The organism is Aureimonas pseudogalii (assembly GCF_014196835.1).
Taxonomy (GTDB): domain Bacteria; phylum Pseudomonadota; class Alphaproteobacteria; order Rhizobiales; family Rhizobiaceae; genus Aureimonas; species Aureimonas pseudogalii.
In genome coordinates, this window is sequence record NZ_JACIEK010000014.1 from 68,777 (window position 1) to 89,402 (window position 20,626).

At 70.9% G+C, this 20,626-nt stretch carries 21 protein-coding genes and 1 pseudogene; 12 read left to right on the top strand and 10 right to left on the bottom strand.

Features of this window, described 5'->3' with window-relative positions; all coding sequences use genetic code 11:
* Positions 1-60: 60 nt before the first annotated feature.
* Positions 61-219: a DUF3563 family protein gene (locus GGR04_RS19340; RefSeq protein ID WP_183201571.1), complete on the bottom strand. Its 159-nt coding sequence runs from the start codon at positions 217-219 to the stop codon at positions 61-63.
* A 239-nt stretch (positions 220-458) separates the two neighbouring features.
* Between GGR04_RS19340 and GGR04_RS19345 the strand changes: the two genes are divergently transcribed.
* A complete protein-coding gene (locus GGR04_RS19345) occupies positions 459-830 on the top strand; it encodes a hypothetical protein (protein WP_183201573.1) in 372 nt (123 codons plus the stop codon).
* A gap of 31 nt (positions 831-861) precedes the next feature.
* Here the strand turns inward: GGR04_RS19345 and GGR04_RS19350 are convergent, their stop codons facing one another.
* A complete protein-coding gene (locus tag GGR04_RS19350) occupies positions 862-1,833 on the bottom strand; it encodes a LysR family transcriptional regulator (protein WP_183201575.1) in 972 nt (323 codons plus the stop codon).
* Between the two features lie 152 nt (positions 1,834-1,985).
* Here GGR04_RS19350 and GGR04_RS19355 point away from each other — a divergent pair, with 152 nt between their 5' ends.
* The gene (locus GGR04_RS19355) at positions 1,986-2,927 is read left to right on the top strand and encodes a ring-cleaving dioxygenase (RefSeq protein WP_183201578.1); all 942 of its coding nucleotides are present in this window, start codon (positions 1,986-1,988) and stop codon (positions 2,925-2,927) included.
* Positions 2,928-2,994: 67 nt separating this feature from the next.
* Positions 2,995-3,612, top strand: a complete 618-nt coding sequence (locus GGR04_RS19360) for an alpha/beta hydrolase (protein ID WP_183201580.1) — start codon at positions 2,995-2,997, stop codon at positions 3,610-3,612.
* A gap of 22 nt (positions 3,613-3,634) precedes the next feature.
* Here GGR04_RS19360 and nagA read toward each other — a convergent pair whose 3' ends face one another.
* The 4 genes from nagA to GGR04_RS19380 are packed head-to-tail and all read right to left on the bottom strand — an operon-like array spanning position 3,635 to position 7,471.
* Positions 3,635-4,786 (bottom strand): N-acetylglucosamine-6-phosphate deacetylase, encoded by a 1,152-nt coding sequence (gene nagA / locus GGR04_RS19365; protein WP_312857492.1) that lies wholly within the window; start codon positions 4,784-4,786, stop codon positions 3,635-3,637.
* On the bottom strand, positions 4,786-5,790 hold the full coding sequence (locus GGR04_RS19370; RefSeq protein WP_183201626.1) for an SIS domain-containing protein: 1,005 nt from the start codon (positions 5,788-5,790) through the stop codon (positions 4,786-4,788). The genes nagA and GGR04_RS19370 overlap by 1 nt, the downstream gene beginning before the upstream one ends.
* A 14-nt stretch (positions 5,791-5,804) precedes the next feature.
* A complete protein-coding gene (locus GGR04_RS19375; RefSeq protein WP_183201582.1) occupies positions 5,805-6,566 on the bottom strand; it encodes a GntR family transcriptional regulator in 762 nt (253 codons plus the stop codon).
* Positions 6,563-7,471, bottom strand: a complete 909-nt coding sequence (locus GGR04_RS19380) for a glucosamine kinase nucleotide-binding domain-containing protein (protein ID WP_183201584.1) — start codon at positions 7,469-7,471, stop codon at positions 6,563-6,565. Before GGR04_RS19380 ends, GGR04_RS19375 begins: the two co-directional genes overlap by 4 nt.
* 315 nt (positions 7,472-7,786) lie before the next feature.
* On the opposite strand from GGR04_RS19380, the gene GGR04_RS19385 reads away from it, so the two are divergent.
* The 6 genes from GGR04_RS19385 (at position 7,787) to GGR04_RS19410 (ending at position 14,305) form a co-directional block, all read left to right on the top strand.
* Entirely contained in the window at positions 7,787-8,734 is a 948-nt protein-coding gene (locus tag GGR04_RS19385) for an N-acetylmuramic acid 6-phosphate etherase (protein WP_183201585.1), read from the top strand.
* Positions 8,735-8,786: 52 nt separating this feature from the next.
* A complete protein-coding gene (locus tag GGR04_RS19390; protein WP_183201587.1) occupies positions 8,787-10,049 on the top strand; it encodes an ABC transporter substrate-binding protein in 1,263 nt (420 codons plus the stop codon).
* 340 nt (positions 10,050-10,389) lie between these two features.
* Entirely contained in the window at positions 10,390-11,325 is a 936-nt protein-coding gene (locus tag GGR04_RS19395; RefSeq protein WP_183201589.1) for a carbohydrate ABC transporter permease, read from the top strand.
* A gap of 67 nt (positions 11,326-11,392) precedes the next feature.
* A complete protein-coding gene (locus tag GGR04_RS19400; RefSeq protein WP_183201628.1) occupies positions 11,393-12,202 on the top strand; it encodes a carbohydrate ABC transporter permease in 810 nt (269 codons plus the stop codon).
* Complete coding sequence (locus tag GGR04_RS19405) at positions 12,199-13,266, top strand: Gfo/Idh/MocA family protein (RefSeq protein ID WP_183201591.1); 1,068 nt, start codon at positions 12,199-12,201, stop codon at positions 13,264-13,266. The genes GGR04_RS19400 and GGR04_RS19405 overlap by 4 nt, the downstream gene beginning before the upstream one ends.
* A gap of 34 nt (positions 13,267-13,300) precedes the next feature.
* Entirely contained in the window at positions 13,301-14,305 is a 1,005-nt protein-coding gene (locus tag GGR04_RS19410) for an ABC transporter ATP-binding protein (protein WP_183201593.1), read from the top strand.
* A gap of 33 nt (positions 14,306-14,338) precedes the next feature.
* Here GGR04_RS19410 and GGR04_RS19415 read toward each other — a convergent pair whose 3' ends face one another.
* A complete protein-coding gene (locus tag GGR04_RS19415) occupies positions 14,339-14,866 on the bottom strand; it encodes a gamma carbonic anhydrase family protein (protein WP_183201595.1) in 528 nt (175 codons plus the stop codon).
* 298 nt (positions 14,867-15,164) lie between these two features.
* On the opposite strand from GGR04_RS19415, the gene rsgA reads away from it, so the two are divergent.
* Complete coding sequence (gene rsgA / locus GGR04_RS19420) at positions 15,165-16,193, top strand: ribosome small subunit-dependent GTPase A (protein WP_183201597.1); 1,029 nt, start codon at positions 15,165-15,167, stop codon at positions 16,191-16,193.
* 197 nt (positions 16,194-16,390) lie between these two features.
* Positions 16,391-16,723, top strand: a complete 333-nt coding sequence (locus GGR04_RS19425) for a hypothetical protein (protein ID WP_183201599.1) — start codon at positions 16,391-16,393, stop codon at positions 16,721-16,723.
* Positions 16,724-16,807: 84 nt separating this feature from the next.
* On the opposite strand, the gene GGR04_RS19430 is transcribed toward GGR04_RS19425, so the two are convergent.
* The 3 genes from GGR04_RS19430 to GGR04_RS19440 all read right to left on the bottom strand — a co-directional run bounded on the left by GGR04_RS19430 (position 16,808) and on the right by GGR04_RS19440 (position 19,595).
* Positions 16,808-18,283 (bottom strand): sensor histidine kinase, encoded by a 1,476-nt coding sequence (locus tag GGR04_RS19430; protein WP_183201601.1) that lies wholly within the window; start codon positions 18,281-18,283, stop codon positions 16,808-16,810.
* The gene (locus tag GGR04_RS19435) at positions 18,276-18,947 is read right to left on the bottom strand and encodes a response regulator transcription factor (RefSeq protein ID WP_183201603.1); all 672 of its coding nucleotides are present in this window, start codon (positions 18,945-18,947) and stop codon (positions 18,276-18,278) included. The genes GGR04_RS19430 and GGR04_RS19435 overlap by 8 nt, the downstream gene beginning before the upstream one ends.
* Before the next feature lie 357 nt (positions 18,948-19,304).
* Entirely contained in the window at positions 19,305-19,595 is a 291-nt protein-coding gene (locus GGR04_RS19440; RefSeq protein WP_183201605.1) for an isochorismatase family protein, read from the bottom strand.
* Positions 19,596-19,757: 162 nt separating this feature from the next.
* On the opposite strand from GGR04_RS19440, the pseudogene GGR04_RS19445 reads away from it, so the two are divergent.
* Positions 19,758-20,626 (top strand): annotated as a pseudogene (locus GGR04_RS19445) (IS256 family transposase); the annotation flags it as partial.

Sequence of the window (20,626 nt, forward strand, 5' to 3'; positions counted from 1 at the left end):
ACGGCGCCTGCGAAGGGCGCCTTTTCTACGATGTCGTGGAGAGCGGCATGGAGGCCGGCCTCAGAAGGGGTAGGCACGCCGGCGAAGAAGGCCCTGGTCGATCTCGCGCTGGCGACGCTCGAGGTCGACGAGCGAGGTGGCTTCGTTGAGGTATGCGTGGGCACGATCGTCCTCGCGGACGGGGCGGAGGGCACTGCGAATGCGGCTGGTGAAGCTCATGTTGTATCTCCTTGAATGACCTCAATATGCGCTCACCCTTCCTTTGCTGCAACGCACCATAACGAATGGGAGCGATGCGCCCAACGCATGATCCCGACGCGAAAGCCACGAAGGCCAGCCCCGAACAAGCCAGCGTTTCTAGTGTCGGGTCGGGCCTCGCCATGTTGGGCCCGGAGGATCCCGCGTGCGGGCGCCGCCGGCGCTGGACCCCGCGCCCGGGTTCGTGCGAGGACGAGGACATGACGCAGCCGCGAATCTGGACCGATGCCGAGGCCGAGCGCCGCTTCTGGGCGCTGATGGGCCGCTACGAGGCCGTGCGGGCTCAAGGCTCGCCAGCGCCGCGGCTCCTCGCCTCGCTGTCGCTCGCGGGCCTTCGCGGCCGGCTGGCGATCATCCGCTCGCGCCGCATCGAGGCGCAGGCGCAGGCCCTCGTGAACCGCTACACGGTGGCCGCCGCCCCCGCGAGCACGCCCGTGACGATGCCGATCGCCGTTGCCGCCGCGGAACCCGCGTCCAGTCGCGCCCGTTCGGCGCTTCTCATCGCCGCGACGCTGGCCAATGACGGCACCGCCAAGGTGTCCGCCGCCGAGCGCGCCGCGCCGCAGGGCTGACGGGTCCCGGCCCCTCCCCCGGCGCCCATCCTCAAGCGCCGGTTTCCTCCCGCACCACGTTCTGCGACAGCGCTTCCACGGCACGAGTTTCCCCGGGATCGGCGCCCTCGATCCGCGCGCGCTGCCCGGCGATGCCCGCGGCGAGGTGGTCGAGGAGGACGCGCACCCGCGCGGCGCCCCGCAGGTCCGGATGCGTCAGCAGCCAGAGATCGGCGGCGAACTCCGGCTCGGGCGCCCCGAGGCGCCGAAGCGCCGGCCGGGCGTCGCCGACGAAGCAGGGCAGATGCGCGAGCCCGAGCCCGGCCTCCACGGCCTGCGCCAGCGCCAGCACGCTGTCGACGCGCAGCCCGACCCGCTCCGGCGGCATGCGGGCCGCCAGCCAGCGCGCCACCTTCATGCTGCCAAGGCCCTCGCCGAGCGACAGCCAGTCCTGCGCCAGAAGCGCCGCCTCGTCCGGCACGGCGCCGGGGAACGCGTCGCGCCGCCCGTAGAGCGCCCAGGCGATGCGCGCGGCCTTGCGCCCGACCAGCGTCTCCGGCGGCCGGTCGGCGGCGCGGATGGCGACGTCGGCATCCCTTCGCGACAGGTTGGCGGCGGGATTGCCGACGACGATCTCCAGACGCACGCTCGGGCAGGCCGCGCGAAAGCTCGCCAAGAGCGGCAGCAGGAGATGCATGAGCAGCGAATCGTTGGTGGCGACGCGCACCTCGCCATGCGGCAGCGGCGCCTGCCCCGCCAGCCGACGCGTCACGGCGCCGACATCCTCGCCCATCCGCCGGGCGAGCTGCGCCAGATCCTCGCCCGCGCCGGTGGCGAGCAGCGCCGCGCCGTGGCGCTCGAAGAGCGGGCAGCCGACGGCGGCCTCGATCGCGCGTAGCCGCCGGAACACGGTGGAATGGGCAAGGCCCAGCCGCAGGGCGGCCGCCGGCAGTGTGCCGGCCTCCGCCACCGCGCCGATCAGGCGCAGATCGTCCCAGGCGAGCGCGGCGAAGGGATCGGGCATCGACTCTGTCCTCGCGGCGCGGTGCGCGAAAGCAATCGAGATACGCTTCCTGCAATGGCAGCATTGCATAGACGCAATCATCCGAGAGGTGCAATCCGGGGGTCGTGCCGCTTATGTGGGGTGGAGCGAACAGCCGAACCCGGAGCCTTCCCATGACCCACGGCATCCACCACGTCACCGCGATCGCCGGCCCGGCGAGCCGCAACGTCCGCTTCTACACGAGGACGCTCGGCCTGCGCCTCGTGAAGCAGACCGTCAATTTCGACGATCCCGGCACCTGGCACCTCTACTATGGCGACGAGGCCGGCGCGCCCGGCACGATCCTCACCTTCTTCCCCTGGGAGCACGTGGCGCCCGGGCGCCTCGGCGTCGGCGAGACGCAGGAGACCGTGTTCCGCGTGCCCGAGGGGGCGATCGGCTTCTGGACGCATCGCTTCCTCGCGCATGGCGTCGCCCACGAGGCGCTGGAGAAGCGGTTCGGCGAGACGGTGGTGGCCTTCCGCGATCCCGACGGCATGCGGCTCGCCCTCGTCGCCGTGCCCGGAGCCGAGCGCGAGCCGGGTTTCGCGTCCGGCGACGTTCCGGCCGAGCACGCGATCCGCGGCTTCCATTCGGTGAGCCTCCTCGTTGAGGACGCCGCGCCGACCGGCGCGGTGCTCGCCGACGTGCTGGGCTTTGCCGAGGCGGCCCGCGAGGACACGACGGTGCGCTATCGCACGAGCACCGACGGGGTCGGAGGCACGGTCGATCTTCGCGCCGTTGGCGGCTTCCTCAAACCCCGGCCGGGCGGCGGCTCGGTGCATCACGTGGCCTTCCGCGCCGCTGACGACGTGGCGCAGGCCGCGATGGTGGAGCGGCTCAAGGAGAATCACGGCATCGGCACCACCGAGCAGAAGGACCGCAACTACTTCCGCTCGGTCTATTTCCGGGAGCCCGGCCACGTGCTCTTCGAGATCGCCACCGACGCGCCGGGCTTTGCCGCCGACGAGCCGACCGCCGCGCTCGGCACCCAACTCAAGCTGCCGGCCTTCCTCGAAGGGCAGCGCGAGCGCATCGCCGCCGTCCTGCCCGATCTCGGGCTGGGCGCGGCCTGACGCCCGAACGAACGGGGCGGCGGGGCTCGCTCCGCCGCCACCCAACACACCGCCGAAGGAGCCCGCCATGAGCAACTCGCTTTCCCACGTCCATCGCCTCGTCCCCGCGAGCGGCGAGACCGCACGTCCGCCGCTTCTCCTCCTGCATGGCACGGGCGGCGACGAGGCCGATCTCCTGCCGCTCGGCGACATGGTGGCGCCCGGCGCGGCCCTCCTGTCGCCGCGGGGCCAGGTCCTGGAAAACGGTATGCCGCGCTTCTTCCGGCGTCTGGCCGAGGGCGTCTTCGACGAGGCGGACGTCGTCGCCCGGGCGGGCGACCTCGCCGCCTTCGTGGCCGAGGCCCGCGCGGCCTACGATCTTCCCGCCCCGGTGGCGCTCGGCTTCTCCAACGGCGCCAACATCGCCGGCGCCCTGCTCTGGCTCCACCCCGAAACGCTCGCCGGCGCGGTGCTGCTGCGCGCCATGATGCCGCTCGGCACGCCGCCCGCCGCGGACCTACGGGGCAAGCCGGTGCTCATCCTGTCGGGCGCCGCCGACCCGATCGTGCCCGCGGAGAACGCCGAACGCCTCGCGAGCGCCCTGCGCGCGGCGGGCGCCAATGTGGATCATCGCATCCTGCCGGGCGGCCACGGCCTCGGCCAGGCCGATCTGACGCTCGCCCGCGACTGGCTGGCGGCGCTCTGAGGCCGCGTCCGGCCCCCGCCGGCTAGAACCCGCCGGCCGGCGCGCCGCCGATCCAGACTCCTCGAAGCTCCAGCGCATCGTCGAGCCAGACCATGTCGGCGCGCGAGCCGGGCAGCAGCCGGCCGTAGCGGGGCGCGAGGCTGAGAAATTCGGCGGCGTGCAGCGAGGCCATCTGCAGCGCCTCGGGCAGGGGCACGCCGAGGACGCGCACGAGATACTGCACGGCGCCGATCATCGTGAGGTCGGAGCCCGCCAGCGTCCCGTCGTCGAGCGTCAGCCGGCCGTTCTCGCGGGTCGCGCGCCGGCCGGAAAGCACGAAGACGTCGTCGGGCGAGCCGACGGTGGGCATCGCGTCGGTGATGGCGATCATCCGCCGGCGCCCTCGCTTGGCGGCGAGCGCGGTGCGCAGGGCGGCCGGGTGCACGTGGTGCCCGTCGGGGATGAAGCCGCACCAGACGCTCTCGCTCTCCAGCGCCGCGCCGACGAGGCCGGGCGTGCGGTGGCCGAGCTGGCTCATGGCGTTGAAGAGATGGGTGACGCAGGTCGCGCCCGCTGCGAAGGCGGCGTTGGCCGTGTCGAAATCGGCGTCCGAATGGCCGATCGAGACGTGGATGCCGCTTGCCGCCAGCGCCGCGATCTGGGCGGGCGGCACCGTCTCGGCGGCGACGGTGAGGAGGAGCGGGCGCACGGTCGTGGCCTGAAGCGCGGCGAGGTCGCCCTCGCCCATCGACCGGATCAGGGCGGGGTCGTGCGCGCCCTTGCGGGCGACCGAGAGGAACGGCCCCTCGACATGGATGCCGAGACAGCCGGGAACGCCTTCGGCCACGGCCCGCGTCGCCGCCTCGATCGCGGCGAAGGTGACGGCGGGCCGGTCGGTGATGACGGTCGGCAGCAGCGCGGTGGAGCCGAAGCGCGCATGCGCGGCGCAGATTGCCCGAATGCCCTCGACGCTCGGGTTCTCGTTGAGGAGGACGCCGCCGCCGCCATTGACCTGGATGTCGACGAAGCCGGGCGCGAGGAGCCCGCCGGCCAGCCGGCGGATCTCGAGCCCGGCCGGCAGCGCCTCCGGCGGGACGACCGCCTCCACCGCGCCGTCGCGGATGACGAGGGCATGCCCCTCGATGCGGCGTTCGCCGTCGAAGAGCGCGGGGCCGAGAAGGGCGTAGGCGTCCATCAGAGCGTCTCCGTCACCTTCTTCAAGCCGCGCGGCACGTCGGGATCGTGGCCCCGCTCGCGCGACAAGGTCTCGACGAAGCCGTAGAAGGCGGCGAGCATGGCGAGCGGCTCGGTGAGCGGATGGCGGGTGCGCGCGTGCGGCAGCATTGTACCGTGCCCGGCCGCGCCCACCGTGAAGAGCGCCGCGCCCGAACCCGCGACGCGCGCCGCGATGGCGTCCAGCCCGGCGCGGCCCGCGTCGTCCGGCATGAAGGCGAGGATCGGGAAGCCCGGCTCCACCAGCGACACCGGCCCGTGCAGCACCTCCGCGCCGGAATAGGCCTCGGCGTGGAGCACGGAAGTCTCCTTGCATTTCAGCGCCGCTTCGCTCGCCACCGCGAAGCCGGGGCCGCGCCCGAGCGTGAAGAGCGAGCGGGCGCCCGCGAAGGCCGGCAGAGCGGCGCTCCAGTCCGGCCGCGGCAGCGTTTCCAGTTCGTCCGGCAGGGCTTCGAGCGCGGTCTTCAAGGCGGCGTCGCCGGTCCAGGCGGCGAGGATCGCGAGCCCGGCGGCGACGGAGGAGACGAAGCTCTTGGTGGCCGCCACCGAGCGCTCGGGGCCGGCCTGGAGCGGCAAAACCGCGTGCGCGGCGGCGGCGAGCGGCGAGCCCTCGGCATTGACGAGCGCGAAGGTCTCCGCCCCGCCCTCGCGCGCCGCCGCCAGCAGCGCCACGATGTCGGGGCTGCGGCCGGACTGCGAGATCGCCAGGGCCGCCTGACCTTCGAGCCGCAGGCGCGCGCCGTAGACCGAGACGATCGAGGGCCCGAGCGAGGCGACGGGCCGGCCGGTGGTGATCTCGCAGGCGTATTTGACGTAGGTCGCCGCGTGGTCGGAGGAGCCGCGCGCCACGGTGACGAGCACGGCAGGGTCGAGCGCTCGCAGCCGCGCGCCGATGGCGGCGATCGCGGCGTCTTGCGCCAAGAGGCGGCGGAGGGCGGCCGGGATCTCGTCGATCTCGCGGCGCATTAGGCTGTGTTCGGTCACGCGGGGCCTCGTTCGGACAGGGCGAGTTCAGCGACGAAGTCGTAGGCGTCGCCGCGATAGAGCGATCGGGTGAATTCCACGGGGCGGCCCGCGGCGTCGAAGGAGACGCGCACGATGGCGAGCGCCGCGGTGCCCTCGGCGAGGCCGAGAAGACCGGCATCGTCGGGGCCGAGATTCTGCGCGGTGAGGCGCTGCAGCGCGCGCACCGGGCGGTGGCCGGCGGCTTCCATCGCGTCGTAGAGCGAGGCGCCGACCGCCGCGGGATCGGGCAGGATGGCGACGGGGATGCAGGCGCGCTCGATCGCCATGGCGAGGCCGTCGGCGCGTCGTAGTCGGTGCAGCCGCGCCACGCTCTCGCCGGGCGAGAGCGCCAGCTGCATGGCCTCGGCCGGCGCGGCGCGCTCGATCCGCCGGACGATCCAGTCCGAAGTGGTGCGCCGGCCGCGCGTCGCCATGTCCTCGGTGAAGGAGGTGAGGTTGGAGAGGCCCTGCTGCACCTTGCGCGAGGGCGCGGAGACGAAGGTGCCGGAGCCGTGGCGCTGCTCCACCACGCCCTCGGCGGCCAGCCCTTCGAGCGCCTTGCGCACCGTCACACGTGAAACGCCGACGCTCAGCGCCATCTCGCGCTCGGGCGGCAGCGCATCGGCGGGCTTCAGCCGGCCGTCGGCCACGGCACCGCGGATCATCGCCTGGAGCCGCAGGTAGAGCGGGCCGCCGCCCAGCGGCAGGGCGGCGGCGTGGAAGAGCGAGGCCGTCATGCCACGGCCTGCGAGGTCGAAGACCGGAGCGCCGTCGCCGGCAGGAGCGAGCGGGCGAGCGCCAGCGCGCCCTCCATCGCATCGCCGGCGGGCTGCACCACGAGTGCAGCGAGATCGGCGGCGATGCGCGGCCGGTAGCGCGGCGCGAGGCCGCCGAGAAGCGCCAGACGCGGCACGCCGAGAGCGAGGCAGCGGCGCAACATCGGCTCGATCACGCCAAGCCCTTCCTCGACGAGCGCGAGCGCCACGGCGTCGCCGGCTTCGGCATGGTGCCAGACGAGGGGCGAAAAGCCGCCGAAGTCGCGCGGCAGGGCGGTCTTGGCGAATTCGGCGATCGCGCTCGGCTCGTCGCCGAAGGCCGCGAGCAACGCGGCAGGCAGACCTTCTCGCGCCAGCACGCCGTCATGGGCAAGGAGCGCGGCGGCGAGCGCCCGGCGTCCGAGATCGGCGCCGCTGCCGACGTCGGAGACCATCATGCCCCAGCCGCCGAGAAGCCGGGTCTCGCCTCCATGCGTCAGGGCATAAGCCGTGCCGGTGCCGAGAATGGCGACCGCACCCTCGCCTTCGGGAAAGGCGCCGCAGCAGGCGGTGGCCGCGTCGGTCTCCACCGCATGGGCGGCAAAGGGCAGCGGCTGCGCATGCAGGGCCGCGGCGACGGAGGGGACGTTGGCGCCGGCCAGGCCAAGCCCCGTGACGCAGCGGGCGAGATCTCGGGCCCCGAGACCGCCGGCCTCCAGCGCCGCAATGGCGGTGTCGAGGATCGAAGCAAGGGCGGTCTCGACGCCGGTGAAGACGTTGGTGGCGCCGCCCGTCACCTCGCCGAGGAGACGTCCGTCTTGGTCGCGCACGCGGGCCCGGCACCCCGTACCGCCGCCGTCCACCCCGATGAGAAGGAGATCTCGCATGGTGCCACTCCGATCCCGCCGACCATACCAACCTAAACCGGCGAGACAAGTCCACCGCTGCGATTGTGCGATCGGACCCCGTGACGCCGGTGCAAATGACAGTTTTGGTTGGGTTCAGACCCCTTCGGGTTGGCTATGAGCTGCTTCAGATCGCGATAGTCGCCATTCCAATCCGCCTCGCCTGCATCTTTTTGCTGCAACGCAAAAAGTGTTGAAAAAATTAACAGCGGGTCTGGACGAATGGCATTAAGGTGGTAACGTCCACACGACAAATCATTCCGGTCCGCTGGGCTGTGGGCGAAGGGAGGCTTGGGAATGAAGACGAACGATCCCGCGCCCGAGCGCGCCACCGAACGGCTCGACCCCGCCGCGCACGGCATCGACCAGCGCCCGACGACCGACGTCCTGGCGCTGCTTCTCACCGGCCAGCAGCGTGCGCTGCGGGCCGTGGACGCGGCCTTGCCGGCGCTGGCGCAAGCCGTCGATCTCGCCGTGGCGCGTCTCGCCCGTGGCGGTCGCCTCGTCTATCTCGCCGCCGGCAGCCCGGCGCTGATCGCGCTCGCCGACGCGCTGGAGATCCCGCAGACCTACGGCGAGCCGCCCGAGCGCTTCCTCGCGATCCTCGCCGGCGGGCGGGGCATCGTCGACGATTTCGCGGGCGGACCGGAAGACGATGCCGACGCCGCCCGGCGCGACGTCGCGGCCGCGGCAATCGGCGAGGCCGACTGCGTGGTGGCGATCTCCGCCAGCGGCTCCACCCCTTACGTCGTGGCCGGACTCGAGGCGGCGCGCGCCGCCGGCGCGGCCTGCATCGCCGTCGCCAACAATGCGGGCGCCCCGCTCTTCGGCCATGCCGACGTCGCCGTCCTCCTCGACACCGGCGCCGAGATCGTCGCCGGCTCCACCCGCATGGGCGCCGGCACCGCGCAGAAGGCGGCGCTGAACATGCTCTCCACCGCGGTCGCCATCCGCCGCGGCCATGTGCATGACGGGCAGATGGTGGCGGTTCGCGCCGACAACGCCAAGCTGGTGGCCCGCGCCACCGCGATGATCGCCCACACCGCCGGCGTCGATCGCGATGTCGCAGCGCAGGCGCTCGGCGCCGGTGGCGGCGACGTGAAGGCCGCTGTGCTTCTGGCCGCCGGTGCGAGCGATCCCGCCGACGCCGCGCGCCGGCTGGCGGCGAGCGACGGCCATCTACGGCCGGCGCTGGCCGCGCTTCGACCCGACCCTTCCGCCCGCACCCCTGCCGGGGCGCAATGACCGCCCTCTCATCGGCTCCCATCCGGGGGCGAGACTCCAGAAGGACTTTGGCATGACCCGAGCTTTCCTCCGCGCCACCACCGGTCTCGCCGCGCTCGCGGCCTTCGTCCCGGCGGCCTTCGCGCAGACGACCCTCACCATCGAGAGCTGGCGCAACGACGATCTCTCCATCTGGCAGGAGAAGATCATCCCCGCCTTCGAGGCCGAGCATCCCGACATCAAGGTGACCTTCGCGCCCTCCGCGCCCACCGAATACAACTCCGCCCTCTCGGCCAAGCTCGACGCGGGCTCGGCCGGCGATCTCGTCGCCTGCCGCCCGTTCGACGCCTCGCTGGCGCTGTTCAAGAAGGGCCAGCTCGCCGACCTCACGGGGCTCTCGGGCCTCGAGAACTTCTCGCCCATCGCCAAGACGGCCTGGTCGAGCGACGACGGCCAGCAGACCTTCTGCGTGCCGATGGCCGCGGTGCTGCACGGCTTCATGTACAACAAGGCAGCCTTCACGGAGCTCGGGGTCGAGCCGCCGACCACGGAGGCCGAGTTCTTCGCGCTCCTCGACAAGATCAAGGCGGACGGGCGCTACGTGCCGCTGGCCATGGGCACCAAGGACCAGTGGGAAGCCGCCACGATGGGCTACCAGAACATCGGCCCGACCTACTGGAAGGGCGAGGCCGGCCGCGAGGCGCTGGTCGCCGGCACGGAGAAGCTCACCGATCCGGAATGGGTGAAGCCCTACGAGACGCTCGCCAAATGGGCCGACTACATGGGCGAGGGCTACCAGGCGCAGACCTATCCCGACAGCCAGAACCTCTTCACCCTCGGGCGCGCGGCGATCTACCCGGCCGGCTCGTGGGAGATCGCGACCTTCGAGCAGCAGGCCGATTTCGAGATCGGCGCCTTCAAGCCGCCGGTGCTCGCCGCCGGCGACAAGTGCTACATTTCCGACCACCCGGACATCGCGCTCGGCCTCAACGCCGCCTCGAAGAACGCGGACGCCGCCAAGACCTTCCTCACCTGGGTGGCTTCGCCCGAGTTCGCGGCGATCTACGGCAACGAGGCGCCGGGCTTCTTCCCGCTCAACGACAAGCCGGTGGAGCTGACCAATGCGCTCGCCAAGGACATCGTGTCGTGGCGCAACGACTGCGAGCGCACGATCCGCTCGACCTACCAGATCCTGTCGCGCGGCACGCCGAACCTCGAGAACGAGACGTGGGCGGAATCGGCCAACGTCATGAACAAGACCGACACGCCGGCAGTGGCCGCCGAGAAGCTGCAGAAGGGCCTCGACAGCTGGTACAAGCCCGGCCAGGCGAACTGAACGGCCGACGCGAGACCTGAAAGCCGCGCCGTCTCCCCCTTCCCGGGAGGCGGCCGCGCCCCGGACGAGGCCCGTGCTCCGGCCGGAGATCGAACCGCGCTCGGGGCCTGTCCTTCGGTCCCGTCCGAACGCGCGTCGCACACGGCTTGGGCCCGAACCCGGCGTCGGTCGACCTCGACGTCGCGGCAGGAATTCCGGCTCGGCGCCGGGACGACGAAGGTTCGCAGGCCCGTTGCCGCCGCAGCGTGCCGGCTCTTCGGTTCAAGCCGCCCGCCGGCACCCGACCGCCGGGATGGGGCCATCGCCCGCCCGGTCATGACAGCCGTTTCGAGGACATTCCATGGACGACGCCCCGGACGCTCCCGCCCCCGCCCGCCGGCGCTGGCACATCGCGGTGTTCCTGGCGCCGGCGCTTCTCGTCTACGGGGTGATCATGCTGGTGCCGCTGGCGCAGACTCTCTGGCTCGGGCTGCAGAACCTGCGTGATGGCGAAGCGGTCTTCGTCGGGCTCGACAATGTCCGCACCCTCTTCGGCGACCCCCGCTATGCCGACGGGTTCTGGAACGCGCTGCACAATAATTTCGTCTTCTTCCTCTTCCACATCCTCGTGCAGAACCCCGTCGGCATCGCGCTCGCCGCGCTCCTCTCGGTGCCACGGCTTCGCGGCGTCGCACTCTACCGCACGGCGCTGTTCCTGCCGACCATCCTCTCCTTCGTGGTGGTCGGCTTCATCTGGAAGCTGATCCTCTCGCCGCTCTGGGGCGTCGCGCCGATGATGCTGGGCTCGGTGGGCCTGCGCTCGCTCTTCGCGCCCTATCTCGGGCAGGAGGCCTATGCGCTGGCGACGGTGTCGCTCGTCTCGGTCTGGCAGTTCGTCGGCATTCCCATGATGCTGATCTACGCGGCGCTGATCTCCATTCCGAACGAGATCATCGAGGCCGCCGAATGCGACGGGATCACCGGCTTCAAGCAGTTCTTCAAGATCAAGCTGCCGCTGATCCTGCCGACGATCGGGCTCACCGCCATCCTCACCTTCGTCGGCAATTTCAACGCCTTCGACCTCGTCTACACGATGCAGGGGGCGCTGGCCGGGCCGAACTTATCCACCGACATCCTCGGCACCTATCTCTACCGCATCTTCTTCGGCTTCCAGCTGCAGCAGGGCGACCGCTACATGGGCGCCACCGTCGCCACCGCGATGTTCCTGATCATCCTCACGGGCGTCGCCTTCTATCTCTTCGTGATCCAGCGGCGGCTGCGCCGCTACCAGATGTGAGGCGGCTGCGATGACCTCTCCCGCGAAGGCCGCCTCGCCGGCGAAGGCTCCCGTGCAGCGCCTGCGCATGGGGCTCGTGCACGCCGCGCTCGTTATCTACACGCTGGTCGCCGTGCTGCCGGTGATCCTCGTCGTCATGAACTCGTTCAAGACGCGCAAGGCGATCTTCGCCTCGCCCCTGACGCCGCCGCTGCCCGGCACGTTCTCGCTCAACGGCTACATGACGGTGGCGACGCAGGGCGACTTCCTCTCCTATTTCGGCAACAGCTTGACGGTGACGCTGGCGACCCTGTTCTTCGTGCTGCTCTTCGGCGCGATGGCCGCCTTCGCCCTGTCGGAATACCGCTTCCGGCTCAACACCGCGCTCGGCCTGACGCTGGCGCTCGGCATCATGGTGCCGATCCGGCTCGGCACGGTGGCGATCCTGCAGATGATGGTGGCCGCCGGCCTCGTGAACACGCTGACGGCGCTGATCCTCGTCTACACCGCGCAGGGGCTGCCGCTCGCGGTGTTCATCCTCTCCGAGTTCATGCGCGGCGTCTCGGACGACCTGAAGAACGCGGGCCGCATCGACGGCCTCTCGGAATACCGCGTCTTCTTCGTGCTGGTGCTGCCGCTGGTGCGCCCGGCGCTCGCCACCGTCGCGGTGTTCACGATGATCCCGATCTGGAACGATCTCTGGTTCCCGCTGATCCTGGCGCCCGGCGAGGCCACCAAGACCGTGACGCTCGGCGCGCAGCTCTTCCTCGGGCAATACGTCACCAACTGGGAGGCGGTGCTCGCCGCCCTGTCGCTGGCGATCCTGCCGATCCTCGTGCTCTACGCCCTGTTCTCGCGCCAGCTCATCGCCGGCATCACCGCCGGAGCCGTGAAATGACCGCCGCCCCCACCGCCGGGCCGATCCGCGTCTTCGCCTACGGGCTGGGGCAGATGGGCCTCTCCCACGCCCTCGCCTACCATCGCAATCCCGGCTTCGAGATCGTAGCTCTCGGCAACCGCTCGCCGGTGGCGCTGCCGGGCGAGCTCGCCGCCTATCCCTTCACCGGGGATTTCGAGGCGGGGCTGGCCGGCAAGCCCGATCTCGTCGCCATCTCCACCTACACCGACAGCCACGCCGACCTCGCCATCCGCGCGATGGAGGCCGGCGCCCACGTCTTCGTCGAGAAGCCGCTGGCGGCGACGGTGGAGGACGCGGAACGCGTCGTGGAGACCGCCCGGCGTCTCGGCCGGAAGCTCGTCGTCGGCTACATCCTGCGCCATCATCCGTCCTGGGTGGAGTTCGTCAGCCGCGCCCGCGCGCTCGGCGGCCCCTACGTCTTCCGCATGAACCTCAACCAGCAGTCCTCCGGCCCGGCCTGGGAGATCCACAAGGCGCTGATGCGGTCGACCTCGCCGGTGGTCGACTGCGGCGTCCACTATCTCGACGTGATGCTGCAGATCACCGACGCCGCGCCCGTGGAAGTGCGCGGCATGGGGCTGCGTCTCTCGCCCGAGATCGCCGAGACCCAAGTCAATTACGGCCATCTCCAGGTGCTCTTCGCCGACGGCTCGCTCGGCTGGTACGAGGCGGGCTGGGGGCCGATGATCTCCGAGACCGCCTTCTTCGTGAAGGACGTGATGAGCCCCAACGGCTCGGTCTCGATCGTGATGGACGAGGGCGCACGCTCGGCCGACATCGACACGCACACCAAGACCGCGACGATCCGTATCCACGGCGCGGCACTCACCGCCGACGGGAGCTTCGCAGCGCCCGACGAACTCGTCTCGATGGCGGGCGAGCCCGGTCATCAGGCGCTCTGCGAGCGCGAGCAGCAGTTCGTGCTCGATGCCATCCGCGGCGACCACGACCTCGAGCGCCACATGAGCGACGCCGTGCGCTCGCTCGCCGTGGTGCTCGCCGCCGACCGCTCGATGCGCGAGCGCCGGATCGTGACGCTGTGACCGCCCTGCCCTTCTCCCGGAGCCCGACCCGCCCGTGAAATCCCTGCGCCTCCTCGACATCCGCAAGACCTTCGGCGAGATCGACGTGCTTAAGGGCGTCGATCTCGACGTCGAGGAGGGCGAGTTCGTCGTCTTCGTCGGCCCGTCCGGCTGCGGCAAGTCCACGCTCATGCGCATCATCGCTGGGCTGGAGACGCAGACCTCGGGCTCCGTCGAGATCGCCGGGCGCAACGTCGACGCCGCGGTGCCCGCCAAGCGCGGCATCGCCATGGTGTTCCAGTCCTACGCGCTCTATCCGCACCTCACCGTCGCCGGCAACATGACGCTGGCGCTGAAGGAGGACGGCGTCGGAAAAGACGAGCGCGAGCGGCGGGTGGAAAAGGCCGCCGCGCTCCTGCAGCTCTCGGCGCTCCTCAAGCGACGCCCGGCCGAGCTCTCGGGTGGCCAGCGCCAGCGCGTGGCGATCGGGCGCGCCATCGTGCGCGAGCCCCGTCTGTTCCTTTTCGACGAACCCCTCTCCAATCTCGACGCGGCGCTGCGGGTCAACACGCGCCTCGAGATCGCCAAGCTGCATCGCACGCTGAAGGCGACGATGATCTACGTGACCCACGACCAGATCGAGGCGATGACGCTCGCCGACAAGATCGTGGTGCTGAACGCCGGCGTCGTGCAGCAGGTCGGCCGCCCCATCGACCTCTACAACCGCCCCGACAATCTCTTCGTCGCCGGCTTCATCGGCTCGCCGAAGATGAACTTCCTCACCGGCGAGTTCGCCCGCGCCGAGAATGCCACGACGATCGGCATCCGGCCCGAGCACATCCGCGTCTCCACCGAAGGCGGTCTCTGGCAGGGCACGGTGCGCCATGCCGAACATCTGGGCTCCGACACCTATCTCTACGTAGCCTTGCCGGGGGGGAGCGAGGTGACCGTGCGCATTCCCGAGGAGAGCCCGATCGCGGTCGACAGCACCGTGCATCTGACGCCGCTGCCCGGCCGCATCCACCGCTTCGACGAGGCCGGCCACGCGATCCGCGCCTGATCGGAACCGACGATAAGCCGGCAAATAGAGGCGCTAGAGAGCGCGCAGCCCATTGCGAAAGCGGCGCGCATTGGCGACGTAGTGCTCGGCGGAGCGCCGCAGCCCCTCGATCGCAGCCGCATCCAGGGCCCGCACGACCTTGGCGGGCACGCCGAGGATCAGCGAGCCATCGGGGAACGTCTTGCCCTCGGTCACCAGTGCTCCGGCGCCGACGAGGCAGTCGCGCCCGATGCGCGCGCCGTTCAGCACGGTGGCGCCCATGCCGATCAGCGAGTTCGCCCCGATCGTGCAGCCATGGACGATGGCGCGGTGGCCGATCGTGCAGCCCTCGCCGATGACCAGCGGAAAGCCGGCATCGGCATGCAGCACGGCGCCATCCTGAATGTTGCTGCGCGCGCCCACCACGATGTCCTCGACGTCGCCGCGCAGCACCGCGCCGAACCAGATGCCGACCTCCGCGCCCAGCCGTACCCGTCCGACGACATGGGCATCCGGCGCCACGAAGACGCGGCCATCCGCCGGCAGCTGGGGCTCGTGCTCGTCCAGCGCATAAACAGGCATGTCCGTTTCCCCCTCCTCGCCTCGAAGGCCGTGAGGGTAAAGGTCGGTCGTGATCCCGCCAAGAGCCCCGCGGCGATGCGACGACCGCCGGACGCGAGATGGAAACATCAAGGCGGCCGAGCCTCGGCGAGCGTCCGGTCTGCACCGCACCCCGCCGCGATCCTCGCACATCAAGGATGTGCAGCGCCCGCACCGTGCCGTGGCAATCCGCGGTCCGGCCGCCCTGCATCGCCCGCCCAAAGGCGACGCGGCAACGAGCCCCTCGCACCAAACCCCACGACGTGGCAGGACTGACGCCATGACAGAACCCGCCTCCCTCACCCCGCCCACGCTCGACGATCTCGGATGGGACGCGTTCTTCGCCGATCAGCTCGGCCCGGAGGACGAAGGGCTTGCACGGGGCCGCGTCTCGGCGGTCCATCGTACGCGCGTGGCGCTGCTGACGCCTTCGGGGCCGCTCGCCCTCGCCCTGCCGCCGCGTCTCGGCACCGGCGACTTCGCGGTCGGCGACTGGGTTCTGGCCGAGCCGGGCACCGGCGTGTTGCGCCGCCGCCTTGGGCGCCGGTCGGTGCTGCAGCGGCGCACCGAGGGCGCCGCCACGCTGCAGCCGGCGGCGGCCAATATCGACACGCTCTTCGTGGTCACCTCCTGCAACGCCGACTTCAACCCGGCGCGGCTGGAGCGCTATCTGGCGCTCGCCAACCAGGGCGACGCCCATCCCGTGCTGCTCCTGACCAAGGCCGATCTCGCCGACGATCCCGCCCGCTATCGCCGCGAGGCAGAGGCGCTGCAGAGCGGACTCGCCGTGGTGGCCGTGAACGGGCGCGAGCGCGCGGCGGCGCTCGAAGCGCTCGCCCCCTGGTGCGGGCCGGGGCGCACCGTCGCCCTCGTCGGCTCCTCGGGGGTCGGCAAGTCGACGCTGGTCAACGTGCTCGCCGGCGCCGACGCCGCCCAGCAGGAGACCGGCGACGTGCGCGAGAGCGACGCCAAGGGCCGCCACACCACCACCGCCCGCTCGCTGCACAGGATGGCGGCGGGCGGCTGGGTGATCGACACGCCGGGCATGCGCACCCTTCATGTCAGCGACGCCGCGGAGGGCATCGAGCGGCTCTTCTCGGACATCACCGACCTCGCGCCGCTCTGCCGCTTCCGCGACTGTACCCATGCGCACGAGCCCGGCTGCGCCGTGCGGGCGGCGGTGGCCGACGGCACGCTCGACCCCGAACGCCTCGTGCGCTGGCGCAAGCTCGTGGACGAGAACGACCAGAACACGCCCGCGGCGCCGCGCCCCGGATCGAGCCCGGCCGGTCGCGGCCGCCGCCGCTAGGGCCGCGGGCGAAACGGACGGAGGCTGCCGAGCGGCCCCCCTTGGACCCGACACCTTGGCTCGAGGCCGTCGGGCGCCATCGATCTGTGGCCGCGTCGCCTCACGTCGCCGCATCCCGCGACGCTCGGCGACCGGCGTCAGCTTCGCGCCACCGTGATGACGGCTCCATGGGGCCAACCCAGCGGAGTTCGACCCTCATGAGCCAGCGATACAGACCCAACGAAGCCACCTGCCCGATCGACATCGAACTCCTGGCGCTGCTGCTGCGCTCCAGCGAGGCGCGCGTCGAGGAAATCGTGGCCGGCCATTCCGAAGCCCAGCGTGCCGCGCTCGCCGCCTTCTGCTTTCAGCGCAGCCACATGCGCCGGCTCGGCCTCGTGGTCGCCACGCAGTGCTCGCGCGAGATCCTCTGGAAGACCGCCGGCTTCGTCGGCGAGGTCCTGTTCGACCAGTCGCGCGACCGTGCCAGCTTCGAGATCGACGCGCCGGCCTCCACGCGGCGCCGCGTCACCCTCGCCCGCGTCGCCTGAGATCGCCGCAGACAAAGGGGGGCGTGGCCTGCTGACGACGACGCCGGATCGGCGCCGGACGCCGGTCCCGTCCTCGCCGACCGTTCAGGCCGCAAGCGCAGGCTGCACCGCCGCAAAGCGCACGTTGAGCCGCAGGCCCGGCGCGTTGTCGCCGACCTCGATGCACGCCTCGTGCAGGTCCGCGATCGCCGCCACCATCGCCAGGCCGAGGCCGGTGCCCGGCGTCGAGCGGCTGCGGTCCAGCCGGTAGAGCCGGCGGAAGATGCGCTCGCGCTCGGCTTCGGGCACGCCCGGACCGTCGTCGGCCACCACGAGGCGCCACCCCGCCGCGTCCGGCTCCAGCGCGACCGCGATGCGGCCGGGCGCCGGCACATGCGCGATGGCGTTCTCCACGAGATTGGCGAGAAGCTGCGTCAGGAGATCGCCGTCGCCCTCGACGAAGGCGCCGGGCGCGATCGTCGCCGTCCAGCCGTGGCCGGCCTCGTCCGCGACGTCGCCATAGACCTCGCAGACCTTCGCGACGAGGGCGGAGAGATCGAGCGTGCGAAAGCGCGCCCGCCGCGCGCCCGCCTCGACCTGCGCGATGCGCAGGAGCGCATGGAAGGTCTCGATGATCCCGTCGGCTTCCGCGATCGCGGCCTCGATCGAGGCCGCGAAGGCCTCAGGCTCGGGGGGCCGGCGCAGCATGGTGTCGAGCCGCTGGCGAAGGCGGGCGAGCGGGGTGCGCAGGTCGTGCGCGATGTCGTTGGAGACCTGGCGCAGACTGTCCATCAGCGTCTCGATGCGCGCCAGCATCCGATTGATGTCGGCCGAGAGATGGTCGATCTCGTCGCGCCGCCGCGTCACGGGCAGACGCAGGTCGAAGCGTCCGGCGACGATCCGCCGGGTGATCCCCGCCACGATTTCGACGCGACGCGCGGGCCCGCGTGCCACGAGATAGCCCATGCCGATGGCGAGCAGCGCGATCGCGCCGGCGCCGTAGACGAGGCAGGCGAGGATGATCTCGCGCGTCTCGTGCAGGATGTGCGAGTTGCGCCCGGCCAGCACCCGGAACGGCCCGATCGCATCTCCGAACGAGAACAGGCGCACCTCGCCGTCGCTGTTGGTGGCGGCGGCGTCCATCAACTCCTGGCTTCGGCGCACCGTCGCCTCGTCCATCCGCCCCTCGAACCAGCCGTCGCGAAACAGCGAAGCGGGAATGTTACCATCAACGAAGGCGCCGTCGGCATCCAGAAGCAGGAAGAAGCTGTCGCCCGGCGCCCCTTCCGAATGCTCGTGGACGGCATGGCGCAGCTCTGCCGCACCGCCGCCCGCGAAGGCCGAGTGGAACGCGGCGATGTCGTGACGGATCTCCCTCTCCGACACGCCGCGGATCTCGGCGCTGGCGATCACGAAGGTCGTTCCGAGAATGAGCACCGCGCCGACGACGAAGAGCAGCGTGTAGGCGGCCGCGACACGAAAATGCGAGGTGCGGAACGGCGCGAGCGCGCCCCCCTCGCCGCCGCCCAGCCGTTTCGGCGGCAGGCCATCGCCGTCGTCGATGGGCGCCTCGTCACGCATCGATGAGATAACCCGAGCCGCGTACGGTGCGGATCAGCTCGGTGGCGAAGGGCCGGTCGACCTTGGCCCGAAGCCGGCTTACATGGGTTTCCACGACGTTGGTCTTGGGGTCGAAATGGAAGTCCCAGACGCGCTCCAGCAGCATGGTGCGGGTGAGCACCCGGCCGCGGTTGCGCATCATGTATTCGAGGAGCCGAAACTCGCGCGGCTGCAGGTCGATCGGCTGGCCGCCGCGGGTGGCAACGCGCGACAGGAGGTTCAGCTTGAGATCGCCGACCACGAGGACCGTCTCCTCGCGCCGCGCGGGCGCCCGCCGCATCAGCGCGTTCAGCCGCGCCAGAAGTTCCGAAAAGGCGAAGGGCTTCAAGAGATAGTCGTCGGCGCCCGCCTCCAGCCCCTCGACGCGGTCGTCCACCCCGCCGAGCGCGGTGAGAAACAGGATCGGCGCGTCGCGTCCGGCCGAGCGCAGCGCCCGCACCAGCGACAACCCGTCGAGGACGGGGAGCATCCGGTCCACGACCAGCGCGTCGTAGGTCCGCGTGCAGGCGAGTTCCAGCCCGGTCGAGCCGTCGAGCGCATGGTCGATCTCGTGACCTTCTTCACGCAGCCCCGTCAGGACGTAGTGCGCGGTGGACGCGTCGTCCTCGATGAGAAGAACCTTCATGACCCCCGCCCGTTCGCCGTGCCCCGTTCCTTACAGGACAGGGCGTGGGCGGGCGAGGCGTTCCGGGGCTCTCGCTCGACGATGCACGGCAAACTCCGGAAGAAAGGCCGGCACCGCGACACGAACGGGGCGCGCATCCGGGGCGGCACCGTGGTTCGACGGCCGTTCGCCTCACCCCGCCAGCATGGCACGCGACGCGGCATCGAAAAACGACCCACGGTGTCGCCCGTGTCCGGAGAAGGCCGGCGTCCCGCGGCGGCCGCCGGGCCATCAGCCCATCGCCCCGCCACGCTTCGATCGCCCAGCACCCCCAACGTCGATCGCAGCGTCGGCACCCGGCGATCGACCATTGCAGGCTCAGCTCGGGGCAGCGTCGCTCGCTTCCCGGTCTGCCGCGTCCACGATCGACGCCGTCTCGACCACCGTGGCGAAATCAGCTTCGAGATGGGCCATCGTCACCTCGAAGATCACGCGAGCCGAAAAGTCCGCCTCCGGCAGATCGAAGCCGATGACGGCGTCCCGGACGACCGTCATCGCAAACCCGAGATCGGCACCTGCGCGCACCGTCGAATTGACGCAGAACCCGGCGACGGCGCCGGTGACGATCAGAACAGCCGAGCGCCTTGTGCGGATGAACCGTCTTGTCATGCTCGAACTCGATTGCCAGCGTGTCGATGACGGTTCGATCGCCTGGGCGAGACGAGGGTCGTGTCCCGCGAGGTGGTGTAGGAAGCGGCTCCCCTGAGGTGGCCATCGCCAATCTTCGGTAGGGTTCGGACTGCGAACCTGAACCTGGAGCCGAAGATGGCGATGACCGATGCGAAGAAGACGCTTCTGAAGCTGATCGAGCAAGAGGCGGACGTCGATCTTGTCCGCGAGATGCTGGCCTTTGCGGCCGACCGGATGATGGAACTGGAGATCGAGGTGCGAACGGGCGCGAACCCGGGCGTTCGCATGCCGGAGCGGACCAACCACCGCAACGGCCACCGCGAGCGGGCATGGGACACGCGGGCCGGTCGGATCGAACTGGCGATCCCGTAGCTGAGGAAAGGGTCCTACTTCCCGAGCTTCCTGGAACCGCGGCGCATGCCCGAGAAGGCCTTGGCGGCGGTGATCCCAGCCAAATGCGAGCATTTGGCAGAGAAGCCTACGTTCACGGCGTCTCGACGCGGTCGGTGGACGATTTGGTCAAGGCGATGGGTGCCGGCGGGGTCTCCAAGAGCGAGGTGAGCCGCTTGGCCGGCGAGATCGACGAGCGCGTGAACGCGTGAACGCGTTCCTCTCCTGGCCGATCGAAGGCGAATGGCCCTATCTCTGGATCGACGCCACCTACCTGAAGGAGCGAGACGGTGGGCGCATCGTCTCCACCGCCACCATAGTCGCCGTCGGCGTCAACACGGACGGACGGCGCGAGGTGCTGGGCGTCGCGACCGGCCCATCGGAGGCGGAGGTCTTCTGGAAGGGCTTCCTGCGCTCGCTGGCAGACCGGGGCCTGCGCGGTGTGAAGCTCGTCGTCGCGGACGATCACAAGGGTCTGCGAGCGGCAGCGGCCAAGGTTTTCGCCGCCCCCATCAGCGCTGCCGCGTGGGGCTGTTGAAGAAGTCGGCGTTTGAAGCGTCGCGGGGGGCGAAAGGAAGGCCTTCCCGGTGCGAGCTCGGCGGCGCCTTTTACCAAACACG